This window comes from Paracoccus denitrificans, from assembly GCF_900100045.1.
GTDB classification, from domain to species: Bacteria; Pseudomonadota; Alphaproteobacteria; order Rhodobacterales; family Rhodobacteraceae; genus Paracoccus; species Paracoccus denitrificans.
The window spans coordinates 1-12985 of record NZ_FNEA01000039.1; the positions used below are offsets into that span (position 1 = coordinate 1).

The window sequence follows — 12985 nt, forward strand, 5'->3', positions numbered from 1 at the left end:
CTGGGCTCGAACTTCCCGCTGTTCTATGCCACCGGCTACCTGCCCTTTGCCATGTTCAGCGGCCTGGCCAACAAGACGGCCGCCTCGATCCGCTATTCGCGGCCCTTCCTGGCCTATCCCAGCGTGACCTTCGTCGATGCGCTGATCGCGCGGGTGGTGCTGAACGTGCTGACCAATGTCGCGGTGATCGCCATCGTGATCGGCGGCATCTTCGTGATCTACCAGCTGCCGGGGCCGGTGGACATGGCCTCGGTCTTCGAGGCGCTGCTGCTGGTGGCGCTTCTGGGCAGCGGGGTGGGGGTGCTGAACTGCTACCTGATGACCGCCTTTCCGATCTGGGAGCATATCTGGCACATCCTGACCCGGCCGCTGTTCCTGGTCTCGGGCATCTTCTTCCTTTACGACCTGATGCCGGCCAAGGCGCAGGACCTGCTGTGGTACAACCCCCTGATCCATTGCGTCGGGCTGATGCGCCGCGGCTTCTATCCCACCTACGAGGCCAGCTATCTCAGCCGCGCATTCGTGGTCGGCGTCGCCCTGACCCTGCTGCTCGCCGGCCTGGCACTGCTCGAAAGAAACCACCGAAAACTCCTCGAACGCTAAAGCAGAAAATCCGACGCAAAAAGCCCCGCGGACCCGGAGACCTCCAGCACGAGATCGGCGCGCCGGTCTGAGTCAAGGTCAACAAAAACAACAAAAAAATCAGGGCCAAGAACCGAGATGACAATGTCAGACGATGAGAAATCATCGGTGCCGATGGAGGTCAGCCCAAGGCCAGAAAGGTCGATCTTGTCCTCGCCGGACGTGAAATCCAGGATGACATCGGTGCTGCCGTCCAGGTCTTCGGGCGCGGAGAAGACGAACACATCGGCTCCGAGCCCGCCGACCAGCGTATCGCAGCCGCGTCCGCCGACCAGCGTATCGTTGCCGTCGCCGCCCTCGATCAGGTCATGGCCGTCACCGCCGCCAAGCAGGTCGTCGCCGGCATCGCCGAACAGGCTGTCATGGCCTGCGCCGCCGGACAGGGTGTCGCCGCCCAGGCCGCCATGCAATTCATCATTGCCGTCGCCACCGTCCAGAAAGTCGTCGCCCAGACCGCCGAGAAGCGTGTCGCTGCCGCCATCGCCGTAAAGCATGTCGTTGCCCGGCCCGCCCTCGATCAGGTCGTGGCCGTCACCGCCATGGACGGTATCGTTGCCGAAGCCGCCATACAGGGCGTCGTTGCCCGGCCCGCCCGAAAGCGAATCATCGCCGGCCTGGCCATACAGCGTGTCGTTGTCGGCCCCGCCGAACAGCGTGTCGCCGCCATCGCCGCCATACAGCAGGTCATGCCCTTCGTCGCCATGCAGCACGTCCGCGCCCGATTCGCCGTAAAGCGTGTCGTGGCCGCGACCGCCCATCAGCATATCGTTGCCCTCGCCGCCCCGCAGCCGATCGTATCCCTCGCCGCCCAGCAGGGTGTCGTTGCCTGGGCCGCCTTCCAAAAGATCGTCGCCCGCATCGCCTTGCAGCAGATCGTCGCCCGCCTCGCCCCAGAGCGTGTCGTTGCCATTGCCGCCGGCCAACGTGTCGTTGCCTTCGCCACCCCGCAGCGTATCGGAGCCCGCACCGCCGACGAGGCTGTCATGGCCCGCGCCTCCGAACAGCAGGTCGTTGCCGTCGCCGCCGAACACGCGGTCGTTGCCGGCATATCCGGCCAGCGTGTCGTTGCCGCCGTCGCCATAAAGCGTATCGTCGCCCGCGCCGCTGGTCAGGCTGTCATGGCCCGCACCTCCGAACAACAGGTCGTTTCCGTCGCCGCCGGCGAGGGTGTCATTTCCGGCCTCGCCGCGCAGCGTATCGTTGCCCGCGCCGCCGACGAGACTGTCATGGCCTGTGCCGCCGAGCAGCAGGTCGTTGCCCGCACCACCGAAGAGATGGTCGTTGCCGGCATACCCGGCCAGCGTGTCGTTGCCGCCGTCGCCATAAAGCGTATCGGCCCCCGCGCCGCCGGTGAGGCTGTCATTCCCCGTGCCTCCGAACAGCAGGTCGTTTCCGTCGCCGCCGGCCAGGGTGTCGTTTCCGGCCTCGCCGCGCAACGTATCGTTGCCCGCGCCGCCGACGAGGCTGTCATGGCCCGCGCCGCCGAGCAGCAGGTCGTTGCCCGCGCCACCGTAAAGACGGTCATTGCCGGCGTATCCGGCCAGGGTATCGTCGCCACCTTCGCCATAAAGCGTGTCGGCACCCGCTCCGCTGGTCAGGCTGTCATTCCCCGCGCCTCCGAACAGCAGGTCGTTTCCGTCGCCGCCGGCCAGGGTGTCGTTTCCGGCACCGCCCCGCAGCGTATCGGCGCCTGCGCCGCCGACGAGATAATCGTTGCCGTTGCCGCCATTGAGCAGGTCGTTCCCCTTGCCGCCGAACAGCCGGTCGTTGCCGTCGCCGCCGTAAAGCTGATCGTTGCTGTCGCGCCCCTCCAGCGTGTCGTTGCCAAGCGCGCCATAAAGCCTGTCCTCGCCCAGCCCGCCCAGCAGCAGGTCGTGGCCGGCCTGGCCAAAGACGTCCGAGCCGTTGCGGCCGGCCCTCAGCGTGTCGTTGCGCGGGGTGCCGGTCACCGTCGTGCGCATGTCGGGCGGTGCGTAATGGGCGATGGGGAAAAGGGAATTGTCGAAGGCGCTCGCCTGGAGCATCGTGTTGTCGCGTGTCATGACCCAGATAACCGAATTTCCGTAAAATATCCTGATTCCATAGCTTTCCGGCCTGAACCCCAGCTGCCCGACATTGCGGATCATGCCCAGGAAGGACAGGTCCAGCCGGTCCACGCCCGGCTCGAAATCGGTGATGGTGATCTTGCCGTTGACCTCCATCGGCACGAAGGTGTCCGCGCCGGCGCCGCCGGTCATCTGCACAGGGCTGCCGCCGGCGATCAGGATGTCGTCGCCCGCGCCGCCGTCCAGCCCACGCGTCCCGGCGCTGGCCATCATCATGTCGTTGCCCCCGGTGCCGGATTGCCAGCCCGCGCCGACGACCCGTGTCAGCCCGATCCGCCCGGGCTCGAAAACGAACTGCGTGATGCCGCTTTCCGTGCGGGACGAGACGAAAAGCGCGATCCTGCCGTCGATCACCAGCGCCGAGAGGGCGGAGACATCGGCCAGCGCCCGATCATGCGCATCGGCAAGCGTGGCCAGATGCATCAGCCGGCCCTCGGGTAGCACGGTAAAGACGCTGATGCCGTCGTCGCCGCCGCCCACGAAGACGAAGGCGCGGCCGTCCATGGTGACGGTTTCCAGCGCGGTGGCGCCGGCAAAGCGGGTGCTGCGTTCGTCGATGACGTGATCGACCGGCAGCAGCTCGCCCTCATAGGTCAGCCGCATGGTGGTCAGCGACGAGCTTTGCGATGCCGCGACGACCAGATAGGTCACGCCGCCGACCGTGACCGTGCCCAGATGGCTGGGCTGGTCCATGCCAAGGCCGCGCCAGGATCACAGCATATGCGTCGTCCCCACCGAGCCGTCGGCATGGATCATCTGCACCGCGACATAATTGCCGGTGGCGGAGGCAGAGACGACGAAGCTGCGGTCGCCCAGCGTAGCGACCAGCATGGCGTCGATCTCGGTGCCCTGGACGTTGGGGCCCGGCGGCAGCGCGGCCTGGGTGACATGGCTGACCCTGCCGTCGCCCGACAGCCGCCAGATGTCGAAGGCGGTCTGCCCGTCGCGTGCAGAATAAAGGAAATCGCCCAGCGGGGTCTGGAACTGGCCCAGCCGGATCACGTCGCCCGGCAACCCGCCTGGCCCCGTCAGTCGCGCGCCGTCGCGGAATCCGCCCCCGCCGTCCAGCCGGATGCCGGCGCCAAGCGCATCGCGCAGCCCGGTGCCGAACAGCACCGGATCGTCGCCCAGCGTGACGATGCTGGCGTTCGGCGTGCCGGCATAACCCATCGAGGCGGCATGGGGCCGGGTGCCGATCATCTCGATCGGCTGGTCGGCCGAGGCGATCCGATAGGCGGCGATGCCGCCCCCGACATGGGTGATGCTGTAAAGCGCATGGCCGTCCGGCCCCGCATAGGTCCGCAGATTCGCGATATTGGTCACGAAGGGCGCCTGCGGGCCGATATAGGTGGCAATGTGACGGTAGCGCATCGCGGGGTTCATTTGTGGGGGTCGGGATAATGTTCCGACAAGGTGCCCAACCACCCCTTGAAGTCACGCAGAATTCCCCGTGCATTTTAATGTCCGCAGGCATAGGTTCGGCGCCGGCGCACGGCTTGCGCGCATTCGGGAGTTCCTCCATACGCATCCCTGCGTGAAGCAAATCTGGTAGAGACAGATGCAGATCCAAAAGACCTCGCTTCCGGGCGTTCTGGTCCTTGTTCCGCGGCGGTTCGGTGATGAACGCGGATTCTTTTGCGAAAGCTGGAGCCGAAAGACCCTGCATGACGCGGGGCTCGACCTGCCGGAATTCGTTCAGGATAACCATTCGTTATCCGCCGCGGCGGGCACCCTGAGGGGCTTGCATTTCCAGGCGCCGCCGCATGCCCAGGGCAAGCTGGTGCGCTGCGGGCGCGGGCGGCTTTTCGACGTGGCGGTCGATATCCGCAAGGGCAGCCCGAGCTATGGCCGATGGACCGGCTGCGAGCTGTCCTTTGAAAACGGCCGCCAGCTGTGGATTCCGCCGGGCTTTCTGCACGGTTTCGTCACCCGCGAACCGGATACGGAAATCCTGTATAAATGTACGGATTATTACGCGCCGGATTGCGATGGGGCGGTGGCTTGGGACAGTATCGGCATCGACTGGGGCGTTTCCGGCCAGCCGATCCTGTCGGCCAAGGACGCAGGCGCCCCGGTATTGAACGAGTTTGACAGCCCTTTCACCTATGAGGGGCCTTTCGGTTACGAGGCGGGAATATGAAGATTCTGGTCACCGGTGGCGCGGGGTTCATCGGTTCGGCTGTGGTGCGGCTGGCGGTGGCGCGGGGGCACCGGGTGGTGAACCTCGATTCGCTGACCTATGCCGCCAATCTGGAGAATGTCGCATCGGTCTCCGGCAGCCCGCTCTATGCCTTCGAGCAGGCGGATATCCGCGACCGGGCCGCGCTGGACCGCATCCTGGCCGAGCATCGGCCCGATGCGATCATGCATCTGGCTGCCGAAAGCCATGTGGACCGCTCGATCGACGGGCCGGGCGCCTTCATCGAAACGAACGTGACCGGCACCTACAACCTGCTGGAAGCGGCGCGGGCCTGGTGGACCGCGCAGGGCCGCCCCGAGGGTTTCCGTTTCCACCATATCTCGACCGACGAAGTCTTCGGCTCGCTGGGCGAGACCGGCCAGTTCACCGAGGATACGCCCTACGACCCGCGCAGCCCCTATTCGGCGTCCAAGGCGGCCTCGGACCATCTGGTCCGCGCCTGGCACGAGACCTATGGCCTGCCGGTGGTGCTGACCAATTGCTCGAACAATTACGGGCCTTTCCACTTTCCGGAAAAGCTGGTGCCGGTGGTGATCCTGAACGCGCTGCACGGTCGGCCGATTCCGGTCTATGGCGACGGCGGCAATGTCCGCGACTGGCTTTATGTCGAGGATCATGCCGACGCGCTGCTTCTGGTGCTGGAAAAGGGCCGCATCGGCCGCAGCTACAATATCGGCGGCGAGAACGAGGCCAGGAATATCGACCTGGTGCGCACCATCTGCGGCCATATGGACCGGCTGCGGCCGAATGCCGCACCGCATGACCGGCTCATCACCTTCGTCACCGACCGGCCGGGCCACGACCGGCGCTATGCCATCGACCCGGGCCGGGTCCGCTCCGAACTGGGCTGGCGTCCCTCGGTCACGGTCGAGGAGGGGCTGAGGCGCACCGTCGAATGGTATCTGGCGAACGAGGACTGGTGGCGACCGCTCCTGACTCGCCAGGGGGTGGGCGAAAGGCTTGGCAAGGCATGAAGGGCCTGCTGGTCTTCGGTCGCAGCGGGCAGGTCGCGACCGAGCTTGCGCGGCTGGCGCCCGAAGCGCGCTTTCTGGGTCGGGATCAGGCCGAGCTGACCGATGCGGCCGCCTGCGCCGCGGCGATTCGCGCATCGGGCTGCACGGCGGTGCTGAACGCCGCCGCCTATACGGCCGTGGACCGCGCCGAATCCGAACCCGAGCTTGCCCACGCCATCAATGCCGATGCCCCCGCCGCCATGGCGCGGACGGCGGCTGAGATCGGCGTGCCCTTCCTGCATATCTCGACCGACTACGTCTTTGACGGCTCGGGCGAGCGGCCCTGGTCCGAGACCGATCCGACCGGCCCGCTGGGTGTCTATGGCGCGACCAAGCTGGCCGGAGAGCGGGGCATTGCCGCGGCCGGCGGGCAATGGGCGATCCTGCGCACGTCCTGGGTGTTCTCGGCCCATGGCGCGAATTTCCTCAAGACCATGCTGCGGCTGGGCGCCGAGCGCGAGGAGTTGCGCGTCGTCGCCGACCAGCAGGGCGGCCCGACCCCGGCCGGCGACATCGCCGCCGCCTGTCTTGCCATGCTGGGGGCCATGCGTGCCGATGCCGCGCGCGGCGGCATCTATCATTTCGCGGGCGGCCCCGACACCAGCTGGGCCGGTTTCGCGCGCGAGATCATGGCGCAGGCGGGGCTTTCCTGCCGCGTCACCGACATTTCCACGGCGGATTATCCCACCCCCGCCCGGCGCCCGGTGAATTCACGCCTGAACTGCGCCGCCATATCGCGGGATTTCGGCATCGGTCGCCCCGACTGGCGCGCCGGTCTCGCCAAGGTATTGCAGGAGCTGAAAACATGACCAAATCCGAAAGGCCCGCCAGTCATCGCAAGGGCATCATCCTGGCCGGCGGCTCGGGCACGCGGCTTTACCCGATCACCATGGGCGTGTCGAAGCAGCTGCTGCCGATCTACGACAAGCCGATGGTCTATTACCCGATCACCGTGCTGATGCTCTCCGGTATCCGCGAGATCGTCATCATCACCACGCCCGAGGATCAGGCCCAGTTCCGCCGCCTGCTGGGCGACGGCAGCCAATGGGGCCTCAGATTCGAATACCTGGTGCAACCCTCGCCGGACGGGCTGGCGCAGGCCTATCTCCTGGCCGAGGATTTCCTGGCGGGTGCGCCCTCGGCCATGGTGCTGGGCGACAACATCTTTTTCGGCCATGGCCTGCCCTTGCTGCTGGAGGCCGCGGATCGCCGGGCAACCGGCGGCACGGTGTTCGGATACCAGGTTTCGGACCCCGAGCGTTACGGTGTCGTCGATTTCGACGCGACGGGGCGTGCGCGGGCCATCATCGAAAAGCCAGCCCAGCCGCCGTCGAATTTCGCGGTCACCGGGCTTTATTTCCTGGACGGCACCGCGCCGCGCCGCGCGGCCGAGGTCCGGCCCTCGGCCCGGGGCGAGTTGGAGATCACCACGCTTCTGGAAAGCTATCTGCACGAAGGCCAGCTGAGCGTCGAAAAGATGGGCCGCGGGTTCGCCTGGCTGGATACCGGCACGCATGCGAGCCTGCTGGATGCGGGAAACTTCGTGCGGACGCTGGAAAACCGCCAGGGCCTGCAAACCGGCTGCCCCGAGGAGATCGCCTTCGAAGCCGGCTGGATTTCCGCCGACGAGTTGCGGGCGAGGGCGGCGCAGTTCTCGAAGAATGCCTATGGCCGCTATCTGATGCGCCTGCTGGGCGAGGAGGACTAGCCTTCCCGCATTTCGGCGAAGCCGTGGAGACGGCATACCTGCCGCCACGCCGACGGTCGTCAGGTCTTTGGCTGGCTGTTTGCCACGGGTCGCTTCTGCGGAACGGCGCAAGCGGGCGGTGCTGCCTTCTCCGGCTCGTGCCCTGACAAGGAGCGTTTCGCAAGCTCCCGCCGGTTCGCTCCCCTTCCAAGCCGGTCCAGTCAGCCGCCCTGTGCCAGCCCGATCCCTCCTTTCCTGTCGTTGCAGCCGGCAAGCCGCGTTCAACCGATGGCCGCGTCTGAAGAAGATGCTGACCCGCCTGCTGTCCGGGCCCCACGAACGCGGCGCGGCGGTCGGAAACGGTTCGGGCGACGGCATATGTGACTGGCTGGCAAGCCGGGGCGATCCGCGGCTCGTGGTCATCGAAATCTCCGGCGACGGCCATGAGTGCGGTGCCTTGGCAACGCGATGGGTGAGGTCCGCCTGTGGCCCGCTCCCGATTGGCTGGTTCCGGTGGATGATGGTGCCCTGTCCGATACCGGCACGATCCTCCGCTGGCCTGACCCGATCATCACCGGCAACCAACGCTGGGTCGGCATTCGGTCTGTCCCTGTCCTGTCGCGGCGTTGCGTCAAAGCTCCAGACGATAGGGACATGGTGCCCGGGATCTGCGGTGCGATTCGCTGCCCGCTCTCGATCCGGTGGCCGCGGTGGCATGGGCTTCTCGCCGGTCCTCATTGGAACTGCCTGCCGATATCCTCGATCAGGATGCGCTTCACGTTCGGCCCCGCGGTCCTCTGGCCGGCTGCAAGCAGGGCGTCGCGCAGGCGTCGCAGGGTCGGCTCGGCGGTGAAGTTGCCATCGAAGGCGCCGGTATTCGCCTCGATCATCAGGGCGTTCAGCAACGCGTCCCGCAGGCGATGTTCCTGCGCCTCGATATCCGCGCGGGCCGAGGCGGGCATCTCGATGCTCAGCGTCAGGATCATCACGGCCGAGGACGTGCCGTTGCGCAGGACGGGTACGAAGAACTGGTTGGGGAACGTGAACCAGTCGAGATTCGCATCGCCATCCGCGGCCTTGCCGTCCCCGCCATCCTTGGCGCTTTTCTCAGGGTCGGGTGCGGCCGGCGGTTCATGCTCGCCTGTTGCCGCGGCGCCGGCGTCATGGCCTGCCTGCCCGGAGGTCCTGGCGCCGCCAAGCATGTCGCCGCCGACGGCGCCGCCAAGAAAAGCCAGCAGGGGGACGAGAATCAGCAGGATCTTTTTCACGGCGAGGCCCTTTTCAGTAAGGCAGGACGATATCGGCAAGCTGCTGGCCATAGCGCGGCTGCTGGACATCGCTGATCTGGCCGCGCCCGCCATAGGAGATGCGCGCACCCGCGATCCGGTCATAGGCGATTTCGTTTCGCCGCCCGATATCCGAGGGGCGCACGAAGCCGTTGACGGTCAGCTCGCGCACCTCGTAGTTCACCCGGACCTCTTGCGTGCCCTGGATGCGCAGCACGCCATTGGGCAGGCGGTCCACCACGGTGGCCGCGACGCGCAGGGTCAGCTTGTCCCGGCGCGAGATATTGCCGCTGCCCTTGTAGCTTGATGAAGCCTTGGCCTCGGCCAGCTTGTCCATGCTGGCGCCTTCGGGCAGGATCTCGTCGATGCGTTGCGGCAGGCCCATCATTGAGGCAATGCCGACATTGTCGGCCGAACTGCGGCTGCGGCCCGAGCTGTTCTGGATTTCCGCCCGATCGTCGATCTCGATCACGACGGTCAGGATGTCGCCCCGCTGCGAGGCTCGCCGGTCCGCGACCAGTGCGTTTTGCGATACGGCCCAGAGCGACGCGGCGCTGTCCGGCCTGTAGGGCAGGTCCTGCACCCCATGGCCCGATGAGGTCATGGCCTGGAATTCGACGCCGCTTTCCGGTTCGGTCATGCCGGGAGCCTGGCCGATCTGCGAGACCCGGCCACAGGCCGCGAGCGACAGGGTCAGGGTCGCGGCACCGAGCAGAAGGGCGAAACGGGGAAGCATGTGCTGGAGCATGGGGCAACCTTCAGTTTTGCTGGACGATGACCGTCCCGTCCGGGGCCACGCGCCCCGAGACGGTCACGCGCGAGGCGTTGTTCATGACGCGGATGATCTGCCCGGCGCTTCCGGCCGAAAGCGCCCGGCCCTCGGCCTCGATCCGCAGGGTGGCCTTTTCATAGGCGATGGTGACGATCTGGTTGCGCCCGACCAGGGTTGGCGCGGTCAGGGTCGAGGGATCGATGCGGCGGCCCTGATAGACCATCACCCGCAATTGCTGGCCGACGACCTGGGCGATGTCCTCGACGCCGCCCGGTTGGTCGTCGACCAGCGAAACGTCCCCGGCCGCGATCACCGTTCCGGCCGGCAGCGTCCGGTTGGCCACCACCGAGCCTGCCATCGCCCATTGCGGCAACATCAGAAGCAGCAGGACCAGCCCCCGCATCAACGCACCTGCACCGTCGTGCCAAGCATCTGGTCGGCGGCCGTGATTACCTTGGAATTCAATTCGTAGCCGCGTTGGGCCTTGATCAGTTCGGCGATCTCGCGCACCGGATCGACCGAGCTTTCCTCCAGAAAGCCGGCGCGGATCGTGCCCAGCCCCTCTTGCCCCGGCGCGGCGACTTGCGGCGCGCCCGAGGCCGGGGTTTCCAGGAACATGTTCGAGCCGACCGCCTCCAGCCCCTTTCCGTTGACGAAATTGGCCAATGTGATCTGGCCCAGGTTCTCGGGTTCGACGCGGTCGTCGAAATAGGCGAAGACCTGGCCGTCGGCGTTGATCGCGATGCTGCGGGCATCCTCGGGGATGGTGATGTCGGGGACCAGCGGATAGCCTTCGGAGGTGACGACCTGCCCCTCGGCCGAGCGTTTCAGGCTGCCGTCGCGGGTATAGGCCGAGATGCCCGAGGGCAGCGTGACCTCCAGATAGCCGTTGCCCTCGATGGCGATGTCCAGATCGCCATTGGTCTGGACCGGGGTGCCCTGCGCCAGCATGACCGTCACGCTGGCCGGGCGCACGCCCAGGCCAAGCTGTACGCCCGCTGGGACCATGGCGCCATTGGTCGCGGTCAGCGTGCCGGGCCGCGTGGCCTGCTGGTATTGCAGGTCGGCGAATTCCGCCCGCCGGGCGTTGTAGCCCGTGGTGGACATGTTCGCGAGGTTGTTCGAGATGACATCGACGCGCATCTGCTGCGCGCTCATCCCCGAGGCCGCGATCTGAAGTGCTCTCATGGTCTGTCCTTTCACCGGGTCAGCGAGGTGATGGTCTGTCGGATGCGCTGGTCCTCCTGGTCGAGAAAGCTTTGCCCCAACTGGTAGGCGCGCTGGACCTCGATCATGCGGGCGATCTCTTGCACCGGATCGACGTTCGAATCCTCCAGGAAGCCTTGGCGTAGCACCGCCCCCTCAAGGGGGTCGACTGCGCCGCCGGGATCGAAAAGTGTGCCTGCCTCGTGCCGCAGCCTTGCGGGATCGGGGCTGGCGAATACCCCGACGCGGCCGACCGGATTGCCGTCGGCCGAGATCGTGCCGTCAGCGCCGATCCCGATGCTGCCCACCCCCGCCGGGATCACGATCGGGGCCGCGCCGTCATCGAGCAGTTGATGGCCGTCGGGGTTGACCAGCTCGCCCTCGGCATTGGTCATGAAGGCGCCGGCGCGGGTCAGGCGGTTGCCCTGCGGCGTCTGGACCATCAGGAAGCCCTCGCCGTCGATGGCAAGGTCGAACTGGCCGTTGGTCTGGGTCATGCCGCCGGGGCCGAGATCGATCATGCGGCCGCGGCCATTGGCCATGGCGAGCGTCTCGCCGCGCCGGTCGAGGGGGACCATGTATTCCGAAAACACCACCCCTTCGCGCCGGAAGCCGGTGGTATTGGCGTTGGCGATGTTGTTGGCGACGGTGTGCATCTCGCGCATCAGGCCGGATTGCCGGGTCAGAGCGGCATAGATCGCGTTGTCCATCGCCTATGACCCCGCGATCTGCGGCAGGATCTGGTCGGTGAAAAAGCTCGCCAGCGTCGCGGTCATGAAGCTCATGCTGACCCAGAACACCACCAGCATCAGGCCGATCTTGGGCACGAAGGTCAGTGTCATCTCCTGCACCGAGGTCAGCGCCTGGAACAGGCCGATGACCACGCCGGTCACCAGCGCCACGATCAGCAGTGGTGCCGACATGCGCACCGCGATCCACAGCGCCTGCCGGGTCAGGTCGAAGATCAGGTTCTCGTCCATCGCCCTTACCTCAGACCGGCATGCGCAGGATTTCCTGATAGGCCTCGACCACCTTGTCGCGGATGGCGACCACGGTTTCGAGCGCGATCTCGGCCCGTGCGATGCTGTGGACCAGGTCATGGGTGTCGGTCTGCCCGGTCATGGCGCCGGCCGCGTCCAGGTCGACCTGCTCCATCACCCGGGCGAAATCGGCCGCGGCATTGGTCACGCCTTGCGGCAGGCCCTGGGCCGGGGCGACGGCATGGCGGGCGCGATCATAGGCGGTGGCGGCAAATGTCGGTGAGATCATGGCATTTTCCCTTAGCGGCGGATCAGATCCAGCAGCGAGCTGCCCATCTGGCGGGATTGCTCAAAGACGCGCAGATTGGCCTCGTAGCTGCGGCCGGCCTCTTTCGCGTCGGCGATTTCGATGATCAGGTCCACGTTGGAGCCCGAATAATACCCCTCTTCATCGGCCATCGGATGGGCCGGATCATGGATGCGCGGCAGTTCGCGCCGGTCGAAGCGGGGCGGCCCCGGGGTGACCGCGCCGGTCGGGCGGCCGAAATCGACCTGCTCCCGAAAGGCCACGAGCTTGCGGCGATAGCCGGGCGTATCGGCATTGGCGATGTTTTCCGAGATATGGCGCAGGCGCACGGCCTGGGATTTCATCCCCGAAACGGCAAGTTCAGTGGCCGAAAGCGAATTCGTCATGGCCACCCCCCTCAGCTGCGGCGCCCGAGGCTGGTGCGGACCAGCGAAAGCGAGGATTTGGTCACCGCCAGCGACAGGTCGAACTGGCGCTTGGCGGCCGCGCTGCGAAACATTTCTTCCTCGAGCGAGACGGTGTTGCCATTGGGCGCCGGTTCGCCGCCGGCATCCGTGATGCGCCCGGCTCCGTCGCCCCCTCTGCCCTCGGTCAGATGGCCCGGGCGCGAGGCGCGCATGCCCGTGGGGCCATGGCTGCGATAGGTTTCGGCAAAGCCCGCCAGATCGCGCGAGCGAAAGCCGGGCGTGTCGGCATTGGCGACGTTCCGGGCGATCAGCTTTTGCCGTTCGACGGCATGGGCCGTCAGCGAGCTGGCCATCCGCAAGGTGTCGATCCGGTCAAGCAT

Annotated in this window: 16 protein-coding genes; 5 read left to right on the forward strand and 11 right to left on the reverse strand. The window is 66.5% G+C overall.

Features of this window, described 5'->3' with window-relative positions:
* The coding region (locus BLT64_RS22705) for an ABC transporter permease (RefSeq protein ID WP_074810681.1) at positions 1-603 on the forward strand (603 nt) is incomplete at its 5' end.
* On the opposite strand, the gene BLT64_RS27690 is transcribed toward BLT64_RS22705, so the two are convergent.
* Both BLT64_RS27690 and BLT64_RS22715 read right to left on the reverse strand, forming a co-directional pair.
* Positions 600-3440 carry a calcium-binding protein gene (locus tag BLT64_RS27690; RefSeq protein WP_011748411.1) on the reverse strand — a complete coding sequence of 947 codons (2841 nt, stop codon included), beginning with the start codon at positions 3438-3440 and terminating at the stop codon, positions 600-602. The genes BLT64_RS22705 and BLT64_RS27690 overlap by 4 nt on opposite strands.
* An 18-nt stretch (positions 3441-3458) precedes the next feature.
* Positions 3459-4118 (reverse strand): hypothetical protein, encoded by a 660-nt coding sequence (locus tag BLT64_RS22715; RefSeq protein ID WP_128492946.1) that lies wholly within the window; start codon positions 4116-4118, stop codon positions 3459-3461.
* Between the two features lie 187 nt (positions 4119-4305).
* Between BLT64_RS22715 and rfbC the strand changes: the two genes are divergently transcribed.
* The 4 genes from rfbC to rfbA are packed head-to-tail and all read left to right on the forward strand — an operon-like array spanning position 4306 to position 7668.
* The gene (gene rfbC / locus BLT64_RS22720; RefSeq protein ID WP_011748409.1) at positions 4306-4887 is read left to right on the forward strand and encodes a dTDP-4-dehydrorhamnose 3,5-epimerase; all 582 of its coding nucleotides are present in this window, start codon (positions 4306-4308) and stop codon (positions 4885-4887) included.
* Entirely contained in the window at positions 4884-5921 is a 1038-nt protein-coding gene (rfbB, locus tag BLT64_RS22725; protein WP_011748408.1) for a dTDP-glucose 4,6-dehydratase, read from the forward strand. The genes rfbC and rfbB overlap by 4 nt, the downstream gene beginning before the upstream one ends.
* Complete coding sequence (gene rfbD, locus BLT64_RS22730) at positions 5918-6769, forward strand: dTDP-4-dehydrorhamnose reductase (protein ID WP_011748407.1); 852 nt, start codon at positions 5918-5920, stop codon at positions 6767-6769. Before rfbB ends, rfbD begins: the two co-directional genes overlap by 4 nt.
* Entirely contained in the window at positions 6766-7668 is a 903-nt protein-coding gene (gene rfbA, locus BLT64_RS22735; protein WP_011748406.1) for a glucose-1-phosphate thymidylyltransferase RfbA, read from the forward strand. Before rfbD ends, rfbA begins: the two co-directional genes overlap by 4 nt.
* A 713-nt stretch (positions 7669-8381) precedes the next feature.
* Here the strand turns inward: rfbA and BLT64_RS22740 are convergent.
* The 9 genes from BLT64_RS22740 to BLT64_RS22780 are packed head-to-tail and all read right to left on the reverse strand — an operon-like array spanning position 8382 to position 12985.
* Entirely contained in the window at positions 8382-8915 is a 534-nt protein-coding gene (locus BLT64_RS22740; protein ID WP_011748405.1) for a hypothetical protein, read from the reverse strand.
* Positions 8916-8928: 13 nt separating this feature from the next.
* Positions 8929-9681 carry a flagellar basal body L-ring protein FlgH gene (gene flgH, locus BLT64_RS22745; RefSeq protein WP_011748404.1) on the reverse strand — a complete coding sequence of 251 codons (753 nt, stop codon included), beginning with the start codon at positions 9679-9681 and terminating at the stop codon, positions 8929-8931.
* Positions 9682-9691: 10 nt separating this feature from the next.
* The gene (flgA, locus tag BLT64_RS22750) at positions 9692-10108 is read right to left on the reverse strand and encodes a flagellar basal body P-ring formation chaperone FlgA (RefSeq protein WP_011748403.1); all 417 of its coding nucleotides are present in this window, start codon (positions 10106-10108) and stop codon (positions 9692-9694) included.
* On the reverse strand, positions 10108-10893 hold the full coding sequence (gene flgG / locus BLT64_RS22755; protein ID WP_011748402.1) for a flagellar basal-body rod protein FlgG: 786 nt from the start codon (positions 10891-10893) through the stop codon (positions 10108-10110). The genes flgA and flgG overlap by 1 nt, the downstream gene beginning before the upstream one ends.
* Positions 10894-10904: 11 nt before the next feature.
* The gene (locus BLT64_RS22760) at positions 10905-11621 is read right to left on the reverse strand and encodes a flagellar hook-basal body complex protein (RefSeq protein ID WP_011748401.1); all 717 of its coding nucleotides are present in this window, start codon (positions 11619-11621) and stop codon (positions 10905-10907) included.
* Between the two features lie 3 nt (positions 11622-11624).
* Positions 11625-11891 carry a flagellar biosynthetic protein FliQ gene (locus BLT64_RS22765; protein WP_011748400.1) on the reverse strand — a complete coding sequence of 89 codons (267 nt, stop codon included), beginning with the start codon at positions 11889-11891 and terminating at the stop codon, positions 11625-11627.
* Between the two features lie 10 nt (positions 11892-11901).
* Entirely contained in the window at positions 11902-12180 is a 279-nt protein-coding gene (gene fliE / locus BLT64_RS22770) for a flagellar hook-basal body complex protein FliE (protein ID WP_011748399.1), read from the reverse strand.
* An 11-nt stretch (positions 12181-12191) separates the two neighbouring features.
* Positions 12192-12584 (reverse strand): flagellar basal body rod protein FlgC, encoded by a 393-nt coding sequence (gene flgC, locus BLT64_RS22775; RefSeq protein WP_011748398.1) that lies wholly within the window; start codon positions 12582-12584, stop codon positions 12192-12194.
* A gap of 11 nt (positions 12585-12595) precedes the next feature.
* The gene (locus tag BLT64_RS22780) at positions 12596-12985 is read right to left on the reverse strand and encodes a FlgB family protein (protein WP_011748397.1); all 390 of its coding nucleotides are present in this window, start codon (positions 12983-12985) and stop codon (positions 12596-12598) included.